Genomic DNA, 21701 nt, shown 5'->3' on the forward strand with positions numbered 1-21701 from the left:
CGCCCTGGGGATGAACCTTTACGGGTTGGCAAATGACGGGCGCGGGTCTGGCGCGTGCGGCGGCAAAGAGGGCGATGTGCGGAGCAAGGCGGGGCGGGGCGGCGCCGCCCCGCACACACCTCAGAAGAGGAAGTAGCGCTGCGCGAGTGGGAGTTCTGCAGCCGGATCGCAGGTCAGCAACTCGCCGTCGGCACGCACTGCGTAGGTCTGCGGATCAACCTCCATGCGGGGCATGTAGTCGTTGAGCTTCATGTCGCGCTTACCAATGTCGCGGGTCCCCTTCACCGCAACCACGCCTGAACGTAAACCCAGCGCCTCGGCCACCCCGGCCTCCAGCGCGGCGCGCGAGACGAAGCTCAGCCGCGTTGCGGCGCGCGCGCCGCCAAAGGCCGCGAACATCGGCCGGTAATGCACCGGCTGCGGCGTGGGGATCGAGGCGTTGGGATCGCCCATGGGCGCGGCGGCGATCATGCCACCCTTGATGATCATCGCCGGCTTGGCGCCGAAGAAGGCCGGCTTCCACAACACGAGATCCGCCAGCTTACCGACCTCGACGGAACCGACCTCGTGGGCAATACCGTGGGCGATGGCCGGGTTGACCGTGTATTTGGCAACGTAGCGCCGCGCGCGCAGGTTGTCGTGCCGCGATGGATCGCTGCCCAGACTACCGCGCTGGACCTTCATCTTGTGCGCAGTCTGCCAGGTGCGGGTAATGACCTCGCCGACCCGACCCATGGCCTGCGAGTCGGAGGCGATCATGGAGAAGGCGCCGAGGTCGTGGAGGATGTCCTCGGCGGCGATGGTCTCGCGGCGAATGCGCGAATCGGCAAAAGCGACGTCCTCGGGAATGTTCGGATCGAGGTGGTGGCAGACCATGAGCATGTCGAGATGCTCGTCCACGGTATTCACGGTGTAGGGCCGCGTCGGATTGGTGGAGGACGGCAGTACGTTGGGTTCGCCGCAGGCCTTGATGATGTCCGGCGCATGCCCGCCGCCGGCACCCTCGGTGTGATAGGTATGGATGGTACGGCCCTTGAAGGCGGCCAGGGTATCCTCGACGAAACCGGATTCGTTCAGCGTGTCGGTGTGGATGGCGACCTGCACATCTTCGCGCTCGGCAACGGCCAGGCAGTTGTCGATGGCCGCGGGGGTGGTGCCCCAGTCCTCGTGTAGCTTGAGGCCCATAACGCCGGCCGCCACCTGCTCGGTCAGCGGTGCGGACAGGCTGGCGTTGCCCTTGCCGAGAAATCCGATATTCATCGGAAAACTCTCGGCGGCCTCCAACATGCGGTGGATGTACCAAGGCCCTGGCGTGCACGTCGTCGCGTTGGTACCAGCAGCCGGCCCGGTGCCACCACCCAGCAGGGTGGTGACGCCGGACATCAGCGCCTCCTCAATCTGCTGCGGGCAGATGAAGTGGATGTGCGCGTCGATCCCCCGGCGGTGACGATCAACCCCTCGCCAGCGATGATTTCGGTCCCCGCGCCGATAATCATGTCCACGCCCGGCTGGATGTCCGGATTGCCGGCCTTGCCGATACTCATGATGCGGCCGGCCTTGAGACCGATGTCAGCCTTGACCACACCCCACCAGTCGAGGATCAGGGCGTTGGTGATGACCGTATCGGCGACCTCAGCGGCGAGACGCTGACTTTGGCCCATACCGTCGCGGATGACCTTGCCGCCACCGAATTTGACTTCCTCGCCGTAGATCGTACGGTCCTCCTCCACCTCGATCACCAGTGCGGTGTCGCCGAGGCGCACACGGTCGCCCACGGTGGGCCCGTACATCTCCGCATAGGCGCGGCGGTCGATCGTGCGGCTCATGCGTCCAGTGCTCCCATGATGCGTCCGTTGAAACCGTAGACCGTGCGCGTACCGGCCAGCGCGACCAGCTCAACTTCGCGCGTCTGCCCGGGCTCGAAGCGCACGGCGGTGCCGGCCGGAATGTTCAGCCGGAAGCCACGCGCGGCCTCCCGATCGAAGTCCAGCGCGGCGTTGGTCTCGTAGAAATGGTAATGCGAGCCGACCTGAATCGGGCGGTCGCCAGTATTGGCCACGCGCACAGTGAGCGTCTCGCGACCGGTGTTGATCTCGATCTCGCCTTCGGCGGGCAGCAGCTCTCCGGGAATCATCGGCGGCTCACCATTTGCGATAAGGCAGGAATTTGCCGTTGTAGGTAATCTTCACGCGGTCGCCCTTGGGATCGGATACCCGCTCGATATCCAGCTCGAAATCGATAGCACTCATGATGCCGTCACCGAATTCCTCATGGATCAGCGCCTTGATGGTGCTGCCGTAGACCTGGGTGATTTCGTGCAGGCGATAGATCAGCGGGTCAGTGGGTACGTCGCTGTCCAGCGAGCCCTTGAGCGGAGACTCGGTCAGCGGTGCAACGTAGGCCGGATCGAGTCCGAGCAAGGCGACCGCGGCGGTGGCCTCGTCTTCGCTCATCGACTGCTGCCCCAACAGCGCGGAGGTGGTCCATACGGGATGACGGCCTACAACCTTGGCGAGCGCGGCCCAGGTCAAGCCCTTGGCGCGTTTGGCCTCAAGCACGGCCTCGGTGACTTCTTCTCGATACATGCGAATGCTCCTGGGCTAACGTGTTGCCCCGTCAGGGGATCGGGTGATGCACGGTGACCAACTTGGTGCCGTCGGGGAACGTGGCCTCCACCTGGACCTCGGGGATCATTTCCGGGATACCCTCCATAACATCGTCGCGACCCAGTATGGTGGTCCCGTAATCCATCAGCTCGGCGACGGTCCGGCCGTCGCGGGCACCCTCCAGGATCGCGGCGCTGATGTAGGCGACCGCCTCCGGGTAGTTGAGCTTGAGACCGCGCGCCTTGCGCCGCTCCGCCAGTAGAGCCGCTGTGAACAGTAACAACTTGTCCTTTTCCTTGGGCAGTAATTCCACTTAAATCTCCTGGGTGATTCCGTTCCGGCCGCCGATCCGTTCAAGTACGCCAAATACGCGGCGGGCAGGCTGGGCGGTCGAAGACTCTCGGACGCAGCCATGCCCACAACGCTTCGAACCAAGCCCGCGCATCCGCAGCCTCGCCACCGAGACAACGCGCCACCAACAAGCCATCCACCACCGTGACGCCGCCACGTCCAATCAGCGGCTCGCCTAACCCAGCTTCGAACAGGGCATCCATCTTGAAGCACTCGGGCACGGTACATAATAATGTGGCGCTCACTGCATATCCCTGCAGGCCCCAGACCGCGGCGAGCAGAGGATCGCCGGTATCCAGCGCCAAGCGCTCGATCAGTAGCGGCCGGCCGTCGCGGCTCACCTCCAGCCGCTGACGCCAATACCCCCGTCCAAAGCCGGTGCCCGCCGCGGGACGACCGAGGCAGACGATCTCCCACCCCAGATACCGCGCGCCCCCCGTCAGTTCGACGTAGGTGGACAACTCGGCCCTAGCGTCTTCGAAAACGATCGTCTCCTGCGGCAACCATTCAAGCACGCCACCGGCTGCCACCCGTAAATGCTGCGTCAAACGTGCGTGCGCCCGCGGGCTCGAATAAAATTTGCCGGCGGATGGCGTCGTCAACAACGCATGCGCACCAGGGTCAATCTGTACCTCGACCCGCAGGCGGTCGCCACCGACCACCCCCGCAGGCGGATGCAGCAGATAGGCATGGCAGACGTCGCCCTCGGGATGGAAAGGGCGTTGAATCAGCAACGGACCGACGTGTTGCCGGTGCCGCACATAACTGCGACCGTCGCGCTGGCCGAAGGCGAGCGTCAGGCTCGCCTTCCAGCCTTCGCCCGCGATGCCATCCTCGGCCAGCATCTCGGCGGCGGCCGTCATACGCCGCGCCTCCGCCGCCGTTTCCGTTGGGTCACACCCTGACTCCCGAACAATGTCTGCTGATGGAAGGGTATCCAGCAAGGTGCATGCCACCCTGTATATGTGCAGGCAACACAGGAAGCCCGACGCCGCTCGCACAAAAATAGTGCGCTAGGGGACTGGCGGCACAAACCCAAGGCACGCGTTAGAATGGTCGGTCGTTGGCGGGCGGCATTTGCAGATGAAAACCCTGTTCGCGCAAATTGCCCAGTACCTGCTCCGCATCCGCCTGAGCCAGTCGACGTACCGGGGTCAATTCGAACTCCAGGGCGAACTCGGCCATACCGAACATCTGCATCAGCGCATCGGGCACCGCTGAGAAATCGTCCTGGCAAGGCAGGTAAAGGTAAGCGTCCGCGCGGCGGCGACTCCGGTACACGTAACAAATCATGGCGACGCAGCTCCAGTGGTCGTGGCGGGAAGATCGACCGTCGTTACGGACCGTGTTGGCGCCCGCACGCTGCCGACAGGCGCATACACCTCCACCCTCGCCAGCCGACTCCAGGTCAGTGCGTAGCCCACGGTCCCCGTGGATTGGGCGGCATCGACCGTGATGCCATCCCCGCCCACCGCCACCAGCACGCCTTCGATCACGCCACCGCCCATGACATGCACTCGTATCTGCCTGCCAGTGTAATGCGCAAGCACATCGAATGCAGCGGCCTGATAACGCAACACAGGTGTTGGCGCAGGCGTCGAAACGGACTTTTCCGTGACGGTGGTTGCGGCCGGTGCGCGTCGCCGTGCGCTCGTCTCCTCTGCGCGCAGCGCTTCCACCTCGGCGGCATTGGGCACCGGGATATCCCGATCGGTGGTAAACGGCAAGGTAATGCGCCCATTCCAGCCGTAGACGGTCAGCACCGGCGCCAGTGAGGATTGCTGAAGGTAGTCGGCTACCGGCGCGGCAGCGCCGCCATAGAGCGACGCGGTCATCAGCAGCAGGCTGGCCGCAATGGTGTAGACACTGTATTGGGTCTGCCGCCAGCGCGTCATCGCATACCACAGCAATACCGGCGGCAGCAGCAAGGCGAACAGTCCCCACAACAATGCCTCGCGAAAGGCGCAACGGATCAGCGCAAGGCTGCCTATGATCAGCAACGCCAGCGATGCCACGAACAACCAGATCACCGACTGCGTCATGCCCCTCCCCGACGGATACCCGTCAGTCTTCCAGATAGGTGTATCCGCTCAACCCGGTCTCAAGTTCGGCCAGTACGCGCGCGGCCTCCTCCGAGGGTAGCCCGGCAGCTTCCACCTTGCGGCGATAGGCAGCCAGCAGTTCCTCGGGGTCGAAATGCACGTAGCTTAGCAATTCCGAGATCGCATCGCCCGCCTCGACAGGCGCCAGTCGGTAACCACCTTCCGGGTCGAGATCGACATTGATCGCATCGGTGTCGCCGAAGAGATTATGCAGATCGCCGAGAATTTCCTGGTAGGCCCCCACCAGGAAAATGCCCAGTAGATAACGCTCGCCGCGCCGCCAGGCATGCAGCGGCAGGCTGGTCTCGAGGTCAGCACCGACCACATAGCGCTCGACGTGGCCATCGGAATCGCAAGTCAGATCCTGCAGCACGCCGCGGCGCGTCGGTCGCTGGTCGAGCCGGTGCAGTGGCATGATCGGAAATATCTGATCGATGGCCCACACGTCCGGAATTGACTGGAATACCGAGAAGTTGCAGAAAACCTTGTCCGCGAGGCGTTCACGCAGATCCTCCAGCATGTCGCGCTCAACCTTGGATTGCCCGTCCAGCCCTGCCGACAACCGCTGACAGATGATCACGTATAGCTCCTCGGCACGGGCGCGTTGAGCCAGATCGAGCACGCCATGCGTGTACATGCCTTGTGCTTCGCTCAGCCAGTAGGCCGCGTCGTGGTAAATTTCGCCCGCCGGCTGCGTGCCGGCAGCTTCCGCCAAGCGCCAAAGGTCTTGCAGAATCACCGGTTCGTCCTCACCCGGCGCCCCGCCAAGCTCCGGTTCGCCGGCCGACTCCACGTCGATCACCTCGGTCACAAGCACCGCGTGATGCGCCGTCATGGCTCGTCCCGCCTCGGTGAAGATATCCGGCGGCGGCATGTCCTCGTCGCGACAGACTTCGTGCAGGGTGCGCACGATGTTGGCGGCATATTCCTGGACGCTGTAATTCATCGAGCAATAATTGCGCGAGCGCGAGCCCTCGTAGTCCACGCCCAGTCCGCCGCCGACATCCGCGATGCGCAATGGCGCGCCCAGGCGACGCAGCTCGGCGTAATAGCGCGCGGCCTCGCGTACACCACGCTGAATGTCGCGGATATTCGCCAGCTGCGACCCCATGTGGAAATGCAGCAATTCCAGGCAATCGAGCATCGACGCCTCACGCAGCCGTTCGATCAGGCGCAGCGCCTGCGAGGCCGAGAGGCCGAACTTACCCTTTTCACCACCCGTGTTCTGCCAGTTGCCGCTACCGACGGAGGACAGACGCACGCGTAGACCGAGCAAGGGGCGCACACCCAGCTCACGAGCTGCCTCGACGACCAGGGCCAGCTCGGAGGGTTTCTCGATGACGATGTAGGGGCGATGACCGAGGCGGCGCCCAAGCAACGCCAGCCGCATGTATTCGCGGTCCTTGTAGCCATTGCAGACGATTACTCCGCCCGGACGTGCGAGGGCGAGCACCGCCATCAGCTCCGGTTTACTGCCAGCCTCCAATCCCACACGCTCGCCACCGTGACGCAGGATTTCGTCAACCACGCTGCGCTGTTGATTCACCTTGATCGGGTAGACCGCCGTATAACCGCCGGGGTAATCATGCTGTGTGCGAGCCCGGTCGAAGGCACCGCACAGGGTATCTACACGGTCGCGCAGGATGTGATTGAAGCGCACCAGCATCGGCAGGCGCAGCCCCTGTCCGAGCAGTGTTTCGGTAAGCTCGGCCAGATCCAGCGACTCGCCGCTGCGCCCGCGCGCCTGGACATGCCCGTCGGCCGCCACATCGAAGTATCCGCCGCTCCAGGTCGCCGTGTTGTAAAGCCGGCGCGCCGCGTCGATCGACCATTCCGTCATGCCCTGACCCCTGACCCAAGTGAGTCCGTATAATAGCGCCTCGCACCCGCTTCAAGGAGACTGGCGCATGGCGCTCGATCAGAACTGGTACACAGAGATCCACGCGGACGCGGGCAGCGCGTTTTCGCTCAAGGTCAAGCGCAAGCTGCACGACGAGCAATCGGACTACCAGCGCATCGAGGTCTTCGAGACCGAGGGCTACGGGAATCTCATGACCATCGACGGACTGGTCATGCTCTCCGACCGCGACAATTTCATCTATCACGAGATGATGACCCACCCCGCCCTGTTCAGCCACTTGCAACCGCGCCGCGTGGTCATTGTCGGCGGCGGCGACTGCGGCACCCTGCGCGAGGTGCTCAAACATCCCGAAGTCGAATCGGTGGTCCAGGTCGAGATCGACGAGCGCGTGACCCGCGTGTCCGAGCAGTTCTTCCCGGCACTGTGCGAATCCAACGGCGACCCGCGCGCGGAATTCTTCTTCGGCGACGGTATCCGCTGGATGAAGGAGGCCGAACCCGGCTCCATCGACGTCATCATCATCGACAGTACCGACCCTGTCGGCCCGGCCAAGGGCCTTTTCTCAGAGCCTTTCTACCGCGACTGCCTACGCGCACTCGGTGAGGACGGCCTGCTCGCCCAGCAGAGCGAATCGCCGCTCTATCACAGCGCCAGCATCATCCGACCGATGCACGACGAGATGCGCAAGAGCGGCTTCCTCGACACGCTGACACTCTTCTATCCGCAGCCGGTCTACCCCTCCGGCTGGTGGTCGGCCACGCTCGCCGCCAAATCGGCACCGGTCACCTTTCTGCGCGAAGAACAGTGCGAGAACAAGGTATTCGAAACGCACTATTACAACGACGCCATCCACCGCGCTTCGATGGCGGTGCCGGAATTCGTCCGCCGCGAGCTGCTCAGGTAGCTAGGCCGCGCAACATCCGTTGCGCGGGCGCGTGGTCATCGGCTGCAGACGGGCAGCGTCCTCCGCGAAGGGCGCCTGCCCGTGCAACGAATCGGCACTCACTGCCAGAATCTCGCGCACCCAGGGCGGGAGATCCTCGCGCAGTCGGTAAAACACCCACAACCCGTCACGCCGGTCGGTAACCACCTCCGCTTCGCGCAGGCTGGCCAGATGTCGCGAAATCTTGGGCTGCGCCATCTCCAGCGCCTCCGTCAACTCGCACACGCAAAGTTCGCCGGCACGCTGCATCAGCATCAGACAGCGCAGTCGCGTCGGGTCGGAAAGGGCTCGGAAAAAGCGTTCAGGCGTCATGTCGGTCACACATCTGCTATTTGATATATACGGGTAAACGATTATACTCGCGGCCGATTCTCTCGCCCGGACATCATCTCATGTTAGCGCTCGCGATCTTCCTGATCACCCTCGTTTTCGTCATCTGGCAGCCACGCGGGCTGGGCATCGGCTGGAGCGCGACGGGCGGCGCCCTGCTGGCACTGGCCACCGGCGTGATCACGCCGCACGACATCCCCATCGTCTGGCACATCGTCTGGGACGCCACCTTCACCTTCGTTGGCCTCATCATCATCTCGCTGACTCTGGACGAGGCCGGCTTCTTCCACTGGGCCGCCCTGCATGTCGCGCGCTGGGGTGGTGGCAGCGGACGACGGTTGTTCCCGCTGGTAATCCTGCTGGGCGCCCTGATCGCCGCCTTCTTCGCCAACGATGGCGCCGCGCTACTGCTCACACCGATCGTGCTCGCCATCCTGCTGCGCCTGGGCTTCAAACCCGCCGGCGCGCTGGCCTTCGTGATCGCTACCGGCTTCGTCGCCGACACCACCAGCCTGCCGCTGATCATCTCGAATCTCGTCAATATCGTCAGCGCCAACTATTTCGCCATCCCCTTCGACCGCTACGCGCAGGTGATGATTCCCGTAGACCTCGCCGCGCTCGCCGCAACACTGGTCGTCCTCTGGCTATACTTCCGCCGCGACCTGCCAGAACGCTACGCCCTCGACGGGCTGGAGGCGCCCGCTCACGCGATCCGTGACCCGCTGGTCTTCCGTGCCAGTTTCCCGCTGCTCGGCACGCTGCTCACGGCCTACTTCGTCACCGCGCAGTTCGGCGTGCCCGTCTCCGTGGTCACTGGCGCAGGCGCGCTGATCCTGCTCGCACTCGCCGGGCGCTGGCATCGTGGCGGTCGCGGCGGCATCATCCCTGTGCGCAAGGTGCTCAAGGAGGCACCCTGGCAGATCGTGATCTTCAGCCTGGGCATGTACCTCGTGGTCTACGGCCTACGCAATGCGGGGCTCACGGCCTACCTCGCGCGGATTCTGGAATGGCTGGGTGGCCACGGGCCGACGATTTCCGCACTCGGCACCGGCTTCCTGAGCGCCGCGCTGTCCTCGGTGATGAACAACATGCCAAGCGTGCTGGTCGGCGCGCTGGCCATCGATCAGAGCCATGGCCTGAGCGCAGCCAGCCGTGAAGCCATGATCTACGCCAACGTCATCGGCTGTGATCTCGGCCCCAAGTTCACGCCTATCGGCAGCCTCGCCACCCTGCTGTGGCTGCACGTGCTCGCGCGCAAGGGCGAAACCATCACCTGGGGCCAGTACATGAAGGTCGGGCTGATCATCACCCCACCGGTCCTGATCGTCACCCTGCTCGCGCTGGCCGTCTGGCTGCCGCTGGTGGGTCATTCCTGAACGGAGTCGGAGTCTCTTGATGAATCCAAAATCCATCCTGTTCCTATGCACCGGCAACTCCTGCCGCAGTCAGATGGCCGAAGGTTGGGCCCGTCGACTCGGCGGCAACGACTTCGAGATCACCTCCGCCGGCATCGAATCTCACGGCAAAAATCCGCGTGCGATCGCGGTGATGGCCGAGGCCGGCGTCGACATCAGCGATCAGGAATCGACCCGCGTCAGCGACGCCATGATCGCCGCTGCCGACCTCGTGGTCACGGTCTGCGGCCATGCCGACGAACACTGCCCAGTACTGCCGCACGGCGTACGCAAGCTGCACTGGCCGCTCGAAGACCCGGCCAAGGCCACCGGCACGGAGGAGGAAATCATGACCGAGTTCCGCCGCGTGCGCGACGAGGTGCGCGAGCGCGTGGCCGGCCTGCTGCAGGACGAGCGGGGCTGAGTCCTCAGTCGATAAGGTGGCGCTCGATCCGGCGGTCGGGCACCAGCCACATCAGCGCGACCAGCACGTAAACCACCTGCGCCGCCCAGTGGACCCAATAGGCCAATGGGATCGCTGCGGCGTACAGCAGAATTGACAGTATGCCCTTGAAATCACCACCGATCGCGCGTGCGACCCTGGAGTCGCGACCTTCGTGCGCGATAATGCTGCGCACCAGGATGCTGTAGGCGATGGCTGCCATCAGCAGCACGCCGCCGTAAAGCGCCGTTGGCGCCGCCGCAAAGTGGTTCTCGCCCATCCAGCTGGTCACAAAAGGGAACAACGAGAGCCAGAACAGCAGGTGCAGGTTCGCCCACAGGACCCCACCGCCGATACGCTCGGTCGCGTGCAGCAGGTGGTGATGGTTGTTCCAGTAGATGCCGATATAGACGTAGCTGAGCACGTAGCTCAGCAACACAGGCAACAGTGGCCGCAGCGCGTCGATCTGTTCGCCGTGCGGCACCTTCATTTCCAACACCATGATGGTGATGATGATCGCCATCACGCCGTCGCTGAATGCTTCCATTCGGTTCGTGCGCATTCCCCCCACCCCTGCGATCCGTTTCCAGTCCAGTATGCCGCCATCCGCCGCGATGCGGCAGCGGATCACGATTTCAATCGATCGAGACGCAGCCTTTCCCGTTCGTCGAACAGCCGGCGCGAACCGAGCCAGACGCCGCCGAGCGCGGAGAAACCGGTGTTGGCGGCGATCAGAAACATGATCAGAATCTGGTAACGCACAGCCTCGGTCGGCGACGAGCCGGCCAGGATCTGCCCGGTCATCATACCCGGCAGGCTAACGACACCCGCCGCGGCCATGGAGTTAATGATCGGGATCAGCCCGGCGCGCGCGGACTCTCGGCGGATGTCGGCCATCGCCTCGTCCCAGCGCTGTCCGAGCATCAGGCGTGCCTCGATAACCGTCCGCTGGCGCCAAGCCGTCTGCGTCAGTCGGTCGAGGCCAATAGCAGCCCCGGTCATCGAGTTGCCGATCAGCATGCCGAGCAGTGGGATCGCATATTGCGGTGCGTACCAAGGTTCCGGCCGCAGGATCACCAGCAAGGTGAGCAGGATGATCACCAGACTCGGCACGGAGAGCGCCAGCGCGCCCACACCGTACCCCCAACCGCCGCTGAACCGACGCTGCTGACGCGCCATGACCTCGCGACCGGCGACCACCAGCATGAAGACCGCCAGCAGACCGATCCACAGCGGGCTGGCATGCGCAAACAATGTCTTGAGCACCAGCCCCACCAGCCAGAGCTGTAAAGTTGTGCGCACGGCCGAAATCAGTAGCGTACGCGCCAGCCCCAGACTCAGCGCCAGACTCAGGCCGGCCAGCGCCAAGATCAGCAGCGCCGCCAAACCCAGCTCAAACGGCGTCAACACGATCAAATGCATGCGATCTCCTCCAGCTGACCCGCGCGCATCACCAGTTCGCGGTCGCCGACACGGCTCGCCTGTGCCGGGTCGTGCGTCACCCACAGGGCGGCTGCGAGGCTGTCCGCGAGATACTCGCGCACCACCGACTCCACGCGCGCACGGTTGTCGGCGTCGAGATTCGCGGTCGGCTCGTCAAGCAGCAGCACCTGGGGTCGCAGTTGCAGCATTCGCGCGAGCGCCAGGCGCTGGCGCTCGCCGCTGGATGCACGCATCACCTCCCAACCCATCACTTCCGGTCCGAAGCCAAGCGCCTCGAGCACGCCGTCGCTACCCTGCGGGAAATGCTCGCCCACCACCTCCGCCCACCAAGCCGGTTCCGCGGGCAACAGCCCGACCGAGCGTCGCCAATCGCGTGGTGGGAAGTCGTCTCGCATTCGACCATTCAGGAACACCATGCCTGTGGACGGGTCGAGATCGCAGATTGCACGTAAAAGCAGCGACTTGCCGCTTCCAGACGGTCCGGTCAACACGACACACTCGCCCGCTGCGAGCGACAGCGAGTAAGGACCGACTACTGGAGTGCGTAAGCCTTCCACGCTCAAACGCTGGGATGTCCGCGCAACGTCGTCGCTTTTGGGATGTGAGGCATTCATGGGGCGGGGATTATGCGGGGATCGCGCCGATCATTCGAGCCCAGCGAGATAAAGGAGAGATAAAAAAGAACGGGCGCCAGTGGCGCCCGTTCGATTGAACACAATCGCTTGATTGTTATTCGTAGACCTGCTCACCGTGCTGGGAAACGTCGAGGCCCTCGACCTCATCCTCTTCCGTCACACGGATACCCATGATTACGTCGATTACCTTGATGATAATGAAGGTCATGATCGCGTCGTACACAATCGTCACCATGACACCGAACCCCTGAATACCGAGCTGATGCATGATGCTGCCGCCAGCCGCGTCGGACAAGCCGGCACCACCGAACATCGCGGCCGCAAAAATGCCGGTCAACATCGCACCGACGATGCCGCCGACCGCATGGACGCCAAAGGCATCGAGCGAATCGTCATAACCGAGCATGTTCTTGAGGTAGACCGAGGCCCAGAAGCAGAGCACGCCGGCAGCGATACCAATCACGATGGCACCGGTCGGCCCCACGAAACCGGAAGCCGGGGTGATCGCCACAAGACCAGCCACCGCACCCGAACTCATGCCCAGCAGAGTGGGTTTGCCACGAGCCGCCCACTCGGCGAACATCCACGACAGCGCGGCAATGCCGGTTGCGATCTGGGTCACGGCCATGGCCATGCCAGCAGTCGCGTTGGCGGCCACAGCAGAACCCGCATTGAAACCGAACCAACCGACCCACAGCAATGCGGCACCGGCCATGGTGAACACCACGTTCACAGGCGGCATCGGATCCTTGCGGTACCCCTTACGCTTGCCCAACACCAGTGCAGCCACCAGACCGGCCACACCCGCGTTGATATGCACCACCGTGCCTCCCGCAAAGTCGAGCACGCCGTCGCCACCCAACCAGCCACCCGGACCCCAGACCATGTGCGCGATCGGCGAATAAACCAACACCGACCACAAGCCCATGAACCACAACATTGCCGAGAATTTCATGCGTTCGACGATCGAGCCGATGATCAGTGCCGGAGTAATGATGGCAAAGGTCATCTGGAAGGTCATGAACACCGATTCGGGGATGGTCCCGCTCATCGCGTTGTAACCCATGCCGCTCAGGAAGAAGCGACTCAGGCCACCGACGAAACCATTACCCGAAGTGAAGGCCAGCGAATAGCCGATAATCGTCCAGACGGCCGTGATCAAACAGGTCACGGCAAAGGTCTTCGCCGCCACTGAAATCAGATTTTTCTTGCGTACCATGCCACCGTAGAAAAGCGCTACGCCCGGTATGGTCATCATCAGAACCAATGCGGTGGATGTCAGCATCCAGGCGGTGTCGCCCGAGTTGATCTTCGGTGTTGCGTCGGCAGCCATGGCCAAACCCGGGAGCATCCACAAGCCCACCAAGCCGAACAGTCCCCCGATCGCTCCCAATGCGTGCTTAGATTTCATCGAAAGTTTCCTCATCTAGATTTTTATAGCCTTAAAGGGCTTCGCTACCGGTTTCGCCGGTACGGATACGAATGGCCTGCTCAAGCGGGCACAGGAATATCTTGCCGTCGCCGATCTTGCCGGTGCTGGCTGCCTTGCTGATGGCCTCGATGGCCTGATCGACCAAAGCGTCGTCCAGAGCAACCTCGATCTTCACCTTGGGTAGAAAATCCACCACGTATTCCGCGCCGCGGTAGAGTTCGGTGTGTCCCTTCTGACGCCCGAAGCCCTTGACCTCCGCGACGGTGATCCCCTTGACGCCGATTTCGGAAAGCGCCTCCCGAACCTCGTCGAGCTTGAAGGGTTTGATAATGGCGATGAGCAGCTTCATACCTGTTTGCCTCCCGTTTCCATAGCAATCACTCCTAATTGGCTTGGCACCCTGCGACGCGGGCTTGAGGCACAGACATGCAGGGGGCGTGCCATTTAAAGAAGGCCAAACAAGACCATTGTTTTTAATACAAAAAAGCGACAATCATCCAGAGAACGCAAGCATCATCGCACCATTATGGTGCGATGATGCTACGTCAATAACCGTATACTCCCTCATGAAGCTCGGCTGCCGCACCAATATGGGACACAAAAAAATCCGGGCGACGAGCGCCCGGATTTTTTCAAGAACGAAACAAACGGAACAAACTAGAAGCTGTACGTACCCCCAATAACGAATTGGCTAGCAGCCTTCGTGCCGGGAACCGCCACCGAACTTGCGGCAGCATCCAGCACATCGCTGTCCAATCCACTTTCCACGGCCTTTTTGTCCGCATACTGATATTCGGCGTAGAACGCCACACTGCTAATTGGCGCATAGGCCAAGCCCAGCGTAGTCAGTGTGCCGCGCGTACGAGACAACGTGCCGCTAGCACCCTGCGTCGTGGTCGACACATTGCCCATCACAGTCCATTTCGGATTGAAGGCATAGCTCGCGGTCGCAAGATAGGTATAAATCTCATGTGTATTCTGCGTCGCCGTCAGCAGCATGGACGTGGGCTTGAAACCGAAGCCCCCCACACTGACAGTCAAAGGTCCCGAGCTGTAAGTACCCCGCAGGCCCACCTTATTCTTAAGCAATACGCCGGAATATTCGTTTACCGGCGTCAACCATACGGTCTGCGAAGGCGATGCACTGTACTTAGCGGCGCCATCCCCGTACTTGGAAAAGCTCTCAAAACCTGCCGCGAAGCTGAAATCACCCGTCGTATAGGTGCCAGAAAGCCCGTAATTGTTCGTCGACTTGCTGCTGGCAGACGAACCCTTCCCGATGTTGAAGCCCTCGGCAGATACTGTAAATCCCCCCATAGTCGGCGAAACGTAAGAAATCGCCTTGTCCTGCTCGAAATTTGCTACTACGGTGGGATACATCCACCAAAAAGGTGTGAAGGGCAATACCACATCATTGAAATAGGTCGATTCAAGTCGACCGGCCTTGAGCGTTCCCCAGGGCCCGGTCGCGCCCAAATACGCCCAGTATGTTGAGGGCGATCCGATCGCAGATGTAGGATCGACGGACATGTCATAGTTATAAATGAATTTCGTGCCCCCGGCCTCACCCAAGTCACCCTTCACGCCGACTTGGCTGATATTGTTCTGAATGCCATAAGTTGATTTCTGCCCACCGGTAGTAGCCGTGTTGTAGCTACCAACAACACCTACCATCCCGTAAATCGTCGCGGTTGGCGCGGCACGGGCCGTAATGGCCACTCCTGCCATCGCCATACCCGCACTCAGGGCAATCACAATTTTGCTAGGCCGAAACCGCTTCTTCAGGCTCATATCTGCACTCCAAATGACTGACATGGATGTCACTAAAAACGGACAGTGTGCATTGGGACACACACGTCTTTGCGTGATAGCAGTTAACGTGCCAGTCAGCACTTATTGATGACGGCGCGATTACAGCGGCGCCTCGAGACGAGATAAGCGGCCTCAGCTGCGCATCAGGCACTAAAATGGTGCGAAAATTTAGTCACAGATCTAAATTGGTGCGAAAATCGATTAGTTTTTTCTATTAATTTTTCCTAATGAAGTCGATCGATTAAAGTTATCAATACACAAGAGCCGACAAGCTCTGTTTGTGGGCAGGCACCATGCGCCTCAGAACAAACCTCACCATCTTCTTAATGAAATGTTCTAAACATCGAGTCTGCGGGAACTCAACCGTCCACACTACAAACAACCTTGTTCGATACTTAAATCGGCCATTTACGTCACGTTAGCCTTCAGCTCGTGATGCCGCTAGACTCCTAAGTTAATCGGATCAACACGAATGAGAGGCGAAGATGTTCGAAAAACGACCCTTCGATGATTTCGCATCGAAACTAGGCAAGGCCGTACCCGATTCTTTGCGTACCGCGCAGCAAGATGTCGGTAAGACCGTACGCGCCGGATTGAGTGGTGCAATGCAGCGACTCGACCTCGTCAGTCGCGAGGAATTCGAGGTACAGTCCGCGGTCCTGGCCAGAACACGCGAAAAACTGGAGCGCATGGAGACACGCGTGCGTCTTCTGGAGGAAAAACTGGGCATCACCCCGCCATCGACTCAGGCGCCAGGGGAATAGCATCCTGATCCACTCACTATACTGAGCCGCATGATGTCGCTGGCTCGCGTCTACACTCGTGCGCAACTCGGCATTGACGCGCCCGAGGTTTGCGTTGAAGTACATCTATCCAATGGCCTGCCTAGCCTGTCCATCGTCGGCTTGCCTGAAGCCGCAGTTCGCGAAAGCAAGGACCGCGTCCGTGCCGCCATTCTCAATAGCCACTTCGAATTTCCCGCACGCCGCATCACCGTGAATCTGGCGCCGGCGGACCTGCCCAAAGAAGGTGGACGCTTCGATCTGCCCATCGCCCTCGGTATTCTCGCGGCATCGGGCCAGTTACCCGCGGAATCACTCGACGAAATCGAATTCATCGGCGAACTGGCGCTCGATGGGCATTTACGTGGGATTCGCGGCGCGCTACCCGCCGCACTGGCCACGCGCGCTGCAGGGCGCTCGCTGCTCGTACCCGAGCAATGCGTGAGCGAGGCTGGACTGGTTGAAGGATTGCCGCTGTACGCCGCCAATCACCTGTTGCAGGTCTGCGCGCACCTTGCGGGGCGCGAGCGGCTTGCGCTGCATCGGTCACAGCCTCAGCAGATTCCCGAGCGATGGGATACCGACTTGTCCGATATCCGGGGACAACACCAGGCAAGGCGTGCGCTTGAAGTCGCGGCGGCAGGCGGACACAACTTGCTGATGATCGGACCTATTAGCCCCATTCTTATGTAAAAGGGTAATCCGTGCCTGGATACTGAAGTACAACAAAACAAGGGCCCAGAACGGTGGGGTTTGATGGCAATTCAATCTTCTAATTATCATAGCCTCTGCCAGGCAGGCTGATTGGCCGGGTGTGATACCCTCCGCTGGTCCTCAGCGAGGCCCCAGGCGTGATCCAACCAGAACAACAAGCCAGGAAAGACATCGACCGGCTGCTGCAGGCGCCGGGCTGGGCGGTGCAGGATGCGTCGACGGTGAGCATCCACGCAGCGCCGCGTGTTCACCTTCCACACCCCGGCGCTGTTTGCCGAATGGTTGGGCATGGTCGCCCAGGGCGTGCGCGAAGCGGCACCGGATTACGCGTGACCACTTGCCCTTATTCAAATGGTCGCTGGCTCGGGCAAGACCTTCACCTCGTTTTCCTTCAGCGCCTGCAGGGCAAGCAGATCGACACCTGCACCTGCACCCTCCAGCGTATGTACTCCATGCTCAAAGGCCGCGACTCCCTTCCCGTCCTTCACGCCAAGGTGATCGGGTTTTGTCGCGCCGCACGAATCCAATGACCTCTATCCACTGCTAGTCATGCCTCATTCAAAAGACACCTACAGCCGGCCTTCTGATACCCCGAGTTCCGTCGTCCGGGAGGACGCCATCGAATACGGCTTCATCGGCAAACTCCAAAGCCTCAAGTACGACTATCGCGAAGACATTCGCGACCGCGCCGCGTTAGAGAAAAACTTCCGCGAAAAATTCGAGGCCCTCAATCGCGTCAGCCTCACCGATGGTGAATTCCCGCGTCTGCTGGAGGAGATCATCACTCCCGATGTCTTCACCGCCGCCCGCACCCTGCGCGAGCGCAACAGCTTCATCCGCGACGACGGCACGCCGCTGAACTACACCTTGGTCAACATCAAGGACTGGTGCAAAAACACGTTCGAGGTCGTCAACCAGCTCCGCATCAACACCGACAACAGCCACCACCGCTACGACGTCCTCCTGCTCATCAACGGCGTGCCCTGTGTGCAGATCGAGCTGAAGACGCTCAGTGTCAGCCCGCGCCGGGCCATGGAGCAGATCGTCGATTACAAGAACGACCCCGGCAACGGCTATACCAAGACGTTGCTGTGCTTCCTCCAGCTCTTCATCGTCAGCAACCGCACCGACACCTGGTATTTCGCCAACAACCACCCCCGCCACTTCGCCTTCAATCAGGACGAGCGCTTCCTGCCCATCTATCAGTTTGCCGACGAGGCGAACACGAAGATCACCCACCTCGACAGCTTCGCCGAGACCTTCCTCGTCAAATGCACCCTCGGCCAGACCATCAACCGCTACATGGTGCTCATCGCCAGCGAGCAAAAGCTCATGATGATGCGCCCGTATCAGGTCTATGCCGTAAAGCAGATCGTGGACTGCATCCACCAGAACTGCGGCAACGGCTACATCTGGCACACCACGGGCAGCGGCAAGACGCTCACGTCCTTCAAGGCCTCCACGCTGCTCAAGGACAATCCCGACATCGAAAAATGTCTGTTTGTCGTGGACCGCAAAGACCTCGACCGGCAGACCCGCGAGGAATTCAACAAGTTCCAGGAAGGCTGCGTCGAGGGAAACACCAACACCGGCACATTGGTGCGGCGCCTGCTGTCAGACGACTACGCCGACAAGGTCATCGTCACCACCATCCAAAAGCTTGGCCTCGCGTTGGACGAAAACAGCAAGCGCAACAAGCAGCGGAAAAATAACGACCAACTGACCTACAAAGAGCAGCTCGAACCGCTGCGCGACAAGCGCATCGTCTTCATCTTCGACGAGTGCCACCGCTCCCAGTTCGGCGACAACCATCAGGCGATCAAAGCGTTTTTCCCCAAAGCCCAGCTCTTCGGCTTCACCGGCACGCCTATCTTCGAACAAAACGCCACCTCGCTGAAGATCGAAGGAGATGAAGCATCGTTACAGACCACCGAGGATCTCTTCCAGAAAGAACTCCACGCCTACACCATCACCCACGCCATTGAAGACGGCAATGTCCTGCGTTTCCACGTCGATTACTTCAAGCCAGAAGGCAAAAAGCTCCCGAAACCGGGCGAGCCCCTTGCAAAGAAAGCGATCATCGAGGCCATCCTCGCCAAGCACGACGCCGCCACCGGCCAGCGCAGATTCAATGCGCTGCTTGCGACCGCGTCGATTAACGACGCCATCGAATACCAAGGCTTGTTCACAACGATTCAACAGGAAAGACAGGCGGCTGACCCCGACTTCCAGCCGCTGAACATCGCCTGCGTCTTTTCGCCCCCTGCCGAAGGGAACCCGGATGTGAAGCAGATTCAAGAGGACCTGCCGCAGGAATCACTCGAATACACGATCCAAGCCGGTGAGGACGCTGAAAAAAAGAAAAAGGAAATCGAGCGTAAAAAAGCCGCCCTCAAAGCCATCCTCGCTGACTACAACACCCGCTACAGCACCAACCACACCCTCGGCGAGTTCGACCTTTACTATCAGGATGTGCAAAAGCGCATCAAGGATCAGCAGTGGCCTAACGCAGATCATCCGCACTCAGAAAAGATCGACATCACCATCGTGGTGGATATGCTGCTCACTGGCTTCGATTCCAAATACCTAAACACTTTGTACGTGGACAAGAACCTCAAGTACCACGGCTTGATCCAGGCCTTCTCCCGTACCAACCGCGTGCTCAACGGCACCAAGCCCTACGGCAACATCCTCGACTTCCGCCAGCAGCAGGATGCCGTCGATGCTGGCATCGCGCTTTTCTCCGGTGAAAAATCCGGCGAGGAAGCCCGGAAAATCTGGCTCGTGGATAAGGCCCCCGTCGTCATCGAAAAACTCGATGCTGCCGTGCAAAAGCTCGACGACTTCATGCAATCCCAGGGCCTGGCCACCGCCCCGGAGGCCGTGCCCAATCTCAAGGGCGATGAAGCCCGCGCCGCCTTCATCAACCACTTCAAGGAAGTGCAGCGTCTCAAAACCCAGCTCGACCAATACACCGACCTCACCGACGACAACGCTGCCACCATCGAGCACATCCTGCCCAAGGAAAACCTGCTCGGCTTCCGCGGTGCCTATCTGGAAACCGCCCAGCGCCTCAAAGCCCAGCAGGGTAAAGGCAGCGATAAGCCCGCGCCGGATGGCGTGGACCAGCTCGATTTCGAGTTCGTCCTCTTTGCCTCCGCCCTCATTGATTACGACTACATCATGGGTCTCATCTCCCGCTTCTCCCAGCAGACGCCGGGCAAGCAGAAGATGAGCCGCGAGCAGCTCATCGGCCTCATCCAGTCCGATGCCAAGTTCATGAACGAGCGCGAGGACATCGCCGCCTACATCGCCACCCTGAAAGCGGGCGAAGGCCTGTCTGAGGCCGCCATCCGCGATGGCTACACCCGCTTCAAGGCGGAAAAGGACGCCGCCGAACTCGCCACCATCGCCGCCAAGCACCACCTCGCCACCGCCGCCCTGCAAAGCTTCGTGGACGGCATCCTGCAACGGATGATTTTCGACGGCGAGCAATTGAGCGACCTCATGGCTCCGCTGGAACTCGGCTGGAAAGCCCGCACCCAGGCCGAACTCGCCCTCATGGACGATCTGTACCCCCTGCTTACCAAACGCGCCCAAGGCCGCGACATCTCAGGACTCAGCGCGTATGAGCAGTAAGGCGAACACCACGACCCCGAAGCCCGATGACAAACCCACGTTGACGCCCAAGCTGCGCTTTCCGGAGTTCCGGGATTCGGTGGGGTGGGAGAGTAAGCCATTTGCAAAGCTGTTCTCGATTGGAAACGGCAGAGACCATAAGCACCTCGCGCCGGGAGACGTTCCTGTTTACGGGTCTGGCGGCTACATGCGTTCAGTCGATGAATACCTCTACGATGGGGAAAGCGTGTGCATCGGCAGAAAGGGGACAATCAATAATCCAATGTTCCTGACTGGGAAGTTTTGGACGGTAGATACATTGTTTTATACCCACTCTTTCAATCAATGCCTGCCGAAATTTATCTTCTCGATTTTTCAAAGTATCGATTGGCTCAAGCACAATGAAGCGGGAGGTGTGCCAAGCTTATCGAAGACGAATATCGAGAAAATCGAAACCGCTGTTCCATCACTCCCCGAACAACAAAAAATCGCCGAGTGCCTGAGCACCGTGGACGAGCTGATGGCCGCCCAAGCCCGGAAACTGGACGCGCTCAAGACCCATAAAAAAGGGCTGATGCAGCAACTTTTCCCCCGCGAAGGCGAAACCCAACCCCGCCTCCGCTTCCCGAATTCCAAAATGCCGGGGAGTGGGAGTGCGAAGAACTCTCTAACTGTCTCAAGAAGGTAATCGATTACAGAGGGAAAGCCCCACCGAAATCGGAATCAGGTGTCCCGCTAATCACCGCGAAAAACGTGCGGTTCGGCTGGCTCGACATGACTAATGACGAATACATCGAAGAGGATCAATACGAAGGTTGGATGTCCAAAGGCATCCCGAAGGAGGGGGATATACTTTTTACCACCGAGGCACCCCTTGGCAATGTGGCACTCTTCCCTAGCACTGGAAGATTTGCGTTGGGGCAACGGATTCTCACTCTCCGCTCCAAAACTGAAAGATGCCTTCCCGAGTTTCTCTTCCACTCCCTGCTTGGTCCAACAATGCAGGAAGAGATCGATTTTCACAGCACTGGATCAACGGCTAAGGGCATCAAGTCAGCAGTATTTGTAAAGCTCAGCTTTTGCCGTCCGGGAATTCCGGAACAACAACGCATCGCTGACTGCCTCACCAGCCTCGACGGCTTGATCACCGCCGAAACCCAAAAGCTCGACGCCCTCAAGACCCACAAGAAAGGGTTGATGCAGCAGCTTTTCCCTTCACGTGAAGGAGTGTAATGT

The 21701-nt window shown here is 60.7% G+C and carries 23 protein-coding genes and 1 pseudogene; 8 read left to right on the top strand and 16 right to left on the bottom strand.

The window, feature by feature from the left end; translation table 11 throughout:
• Nucleotides 1-120 precede the first annotated feature (120 nt).
• From ureC to speA, 8 genes and pseudogenes are all read right to left on the bottom strand, one after another.
• Nucleotides 121-1826: pseudogene (gene ureC, locus BI364_RS15585) on the bottom strand (urease subunit alpha).
• A complete protein-coding gene (locus tag BI364_RS15590; RefSeq protein ID WP_070079517.1) occupies nt 1823-2134 on the bottom strand; it encodes an urease subunit beta in 312 nt (103 codons plus the stop codon). Before BI364_RS15590 ends, ureC begins: the two are co-directional and overlap by 4 nt.
• Nucleotides 2135-2141: 7 nt before the next feature.
• Nucleotides 2142-2591, bottom strand: coding sequence for a cyanase (gene cynS / locus BI364_RS15595; RefSeq protein WP_407639363.1), 450 nt, complete (start codon nt 2589-2591; stop codon nt 2142-2144).
• Nucleotides 2592-2616: 25 nt separating this feature from the next.
• Nucleotides 2617-2919: an urease subunit gamma gene (gene ureA, locus BI364_RS15600; RefSeq protein WP_070079519.1), complete on the bottom strand. Its 303-nt coding sequence runs from the start codon at nt 2917-2919 to the stop codon at nt 2617-2619.
• Between the two features lie 40 nt (nt 2920-2959).
• Nucleotides 2960-3820 carry an urease accessory protein UreD gene (locus tag BI364_RS15605; protein ID WP_070079520.1) on the bottom strand — a complete coding sequence of 287 codons (861 nt, stop codon included), beginning with the start codon at nt 3818-3820 and terminating at the stop codon, nt 2960-2962.
• A gap of 184 nt (nt 3821-4004) precedes the next feature.
• Entirely contained in the window at nt 4005-4250 is a 246-nt protein-coding gene (locus BI364_RS15610; RefSeq protein ID WP_070079521.1) for a YcgL domain-containing protein, read from the bottom strand.
• Nucleotides 4247-4999 (bottom strand): hypothetical protein, encoded by a 753-nt coding sequence (locus BI364_RS15615; RefSeq protein WP_070079522.1) that lies wholly within the window; start codon nt 4997-4999, stop codon nt 4247-4249. Before BI364_RS15615 ends, BI364_RS15610 begins: the two co-directional genes overlap by 4 nt.
• A 22-nt stretch (nt 5000-5021) precedes the next feature.
• On the bottom strand, nt 5022-6899 hold the full coding sequence (gene speA, locus BI364_RS15620) for a biosynthetic arginine decarboxylase (RefSeq protein WP_070079523.1): 1878 nt from the start codon (nt 6897-6899) through the stop codon (nt 5022-5024).
• A gap of 67 nt (nt 6900-6966) precedes the next feature.
• Here speA and speE point away from each other — a divergent pair, with 67 nt between their 5' ends.
• Nucleotides 6967-7824, top strand: a complete 858-nt coding sequence (gene speE, locus BI364_RS15625; RefSeq protein ID WP_070079524.1) for a polyamine aminopropyltransferase — start codon at nt 6967-6969, stop codon at nt 7822-7824.
• On the opposite strand, the gene BI364_RS15630 is transcribed toward speE, so the two are convergent.
• On the bottom strand, nt 7825-8175 hold the full coding sequence (locus tag BI364_RS15630; protein WP_070079525.1) for a metalloregulator ArsR/SmtB family transcription factor: 351 nt from the start codon (nt 8173-8175) through the stop codon (nt 7825-7827).
• A gap of 80 nt (nt 8176-8255) precedes the next feature.
• Between BI364_RS15630 and BI364_RS15635 the strand changes: the two genes are divergently transcribed.
• Together BI364_RS15635 and arsC are read left to right on the top strand one after the other, a co-directional pair.
• On the top strand, nt 8256-9569 hold the full coding sequence (locus tag BI364_RS15635) for an arsenic transporter (protein ID WP_070079526.1): 1314 nt from the start codon (nt 8256-8258) through the stop codon (nt 9567-9569).
• A gap of 19 nt (nt 9570-9588) precedes the next feature.
• Nucleotides 9589-10011, top strand: coding sequence for an arsenate reductase (thioredoxin) (gene arsC / locus BI364_RS15640; protein WP_197495749.1), 423 nt, complete (start codon nt 9589-9591; stop codon nt 10009-10011).
• Between the two features lie 4 nt (nt 10012-10015).
• On the opposite strand, the gene BI364_RS15645 is transcribed toward arsC, so the two are convergent.
• The 6 genes from BI364_RS15645 to BI364_RS15670 form a co-directional block, all read right to left on the bottom strand.
• Complete coding sequence (locus BI364_RS15645; protein WP_233279538.1) at nt 10016-10660, bottom strand: TMEM175 family protein; 645 nt, start codon at nt 10658-10660, stop codon at nt 10016-10018.
• Entirely contained in the window at nt 10657-11451 is a 795-nt protein-coding gene (locus BI364_RS15650) for an ABC transporter permease (RefSeq protein ID WP_070079528.1), read from the bottom strand. The genes BI364_RS15645 and BI364_RS15650 overlap by 4 nt, the downstream gene beginning before the upstream one ends.
• Nucleotides 11442-12086 carry an ABC transporter ATP-binding protein gene (locus tag BI364_RS15655; protein ID WP_070079529.1) on the bottom strand — a complete coding sequence of 215 codons (645 nt, stop codon included), beginning with the start codon at nt 12084-12086 and terminating at the stop codon, nt 11442-11444. The genes BI364_RS15650 and BI364_RS15655 overlap by 10 nt, the downstream gene beginning before the upstream one ends.
• Nucleotides 12087-12201: 115 nt before the next feature.
• On the bottom strand, nt 12202-13518 hold the full coding sequence (locus BI364_RS15660) for an ammonium transporter (RefSeq protein WP_233279539.1): 1317 nt from the start codon (nt 13516-13518) through the stop codon (nt 12202-12204).
• Nucleotides 13519-13549: 31 nt separating this feature from the next.
• Nucleotides 13550-13888: a P-II family nitrogen regulator gene (locus BI364_RS15665; protein ID WP_070079530.1), complete on the bottom strand. Its 339-nt coding sequence runs from the start codon at nt 13886-13888 to the stop codon at nt 13550-13552.
• 308 nt (nt 13889-14196) lie between these two features.
• Nucleotides 14197-15330, bottom strand: coding sequence for a porin (locus tag BI364_RS15670; RefSeq protein ID WP_070079531.1), 1134 nt, complete (start codon nt 15328-15330; stop codon nt 14197-14199).
• Between the two features lie 506 nt (nt 15331-15836).
• Between BI364_RS15670 and BI364_RS15675 the strand changes: the two genes are divergently transcribed.
• Nucleotides 15837-16115, top strand: a complete 279-nt coding sequence (locus BI364_RS15675) for an accessory factor UbiK family protein (RefSeq protein WP_070079532.1) — start codon at nt 15837-15839, stop codon at nt 16113-16115.
• A 30-nt stretch (nt 16116-16145) separates the two neighbouring features.
• Nucleotides 16146-16826 carry a magnesium chelatase domain-containing protein gene (locus BI364_RS15680; protein WP_070079533.1) on the top strand — a complete coding sequence of 227 codons (681 nt, stop codon included), beginning with the start codon at nt 16146-16148 and terminating at the stop codon, nt 16824-16826.
• A 368-nt stretch (nt 16827-17194) separates the two neighbouring features.
• Here BI364_RS15680 and BI364_RS18100 read toward each other — a convergent pair whose 3' ends face one another.
• Nucleotides 17195-17335, bottom strand: a complete 141-nt coding sequence (locus tag BI364_RS18100; RefSeq protein ID WP_156782803.1) for a hypothetical protein — start codon at nt 17333-17335, stop codon at nt 17195-17197.
• Between the two features lie 61 nt (nt 17336-17396).
• Here BI364_RS18100 and BI364_RS15685 point away from each other — a divergent pair, with 61 nt between their 5' ends.
• From BI364_RS15685 to BI364_RS15695, 3 genes are all read left to right on the top strand, one after another.
• Nucleotides 17397-20486, top strand: a complete 3090-nt coding sequence (locus BI364_RS15685; protein ID WP_070079534.1) for a type I restriction endonuclease subunit R — start codon at nt 17397-17399, stop codon at nt 20484-20486.
• On the top strand, nt 20476-21153 hold the full coding sequence (locus BI364_RS15690) for a restriction endonuclease subunit S (RefSeq protein ID WP_070079535.1): 678 nt from the start codon (nt 20476-20478) through the stop codon (nt 21151-21153). The genes BI364_RS15685 and BI364_RS15690 overlap by 11 nt, the downstream gene beginning before the upstream one ends.
• 86 nt (nt 21154-21239) lie before the next feature.
• Nucleotides 21240-21698, top strand: coding sequence for a restriction endonuclease subunit S (locus BI364_RS15695; RefSeq protein ID WP_070079536.1), 459 nt, complete (start codon nt 21240-21242; stop codon nt 21696-21698).
• Nucleotides 21699-21701 lie beyond the last annotated feature (3 nt).

Origin of the sequence: Acidihalobacter yilgarnensis (assembly GCF_001753245.1) — a bacterium.
In the GTDB taxonomy this organism is placed as follows: Bacteria; Pseudomonadota; Gammaproteobacteria; order DSM-5130; family Acidihalobacteraceae; genus Acidihalobacter; species Acidihalobacter yilgarnensis.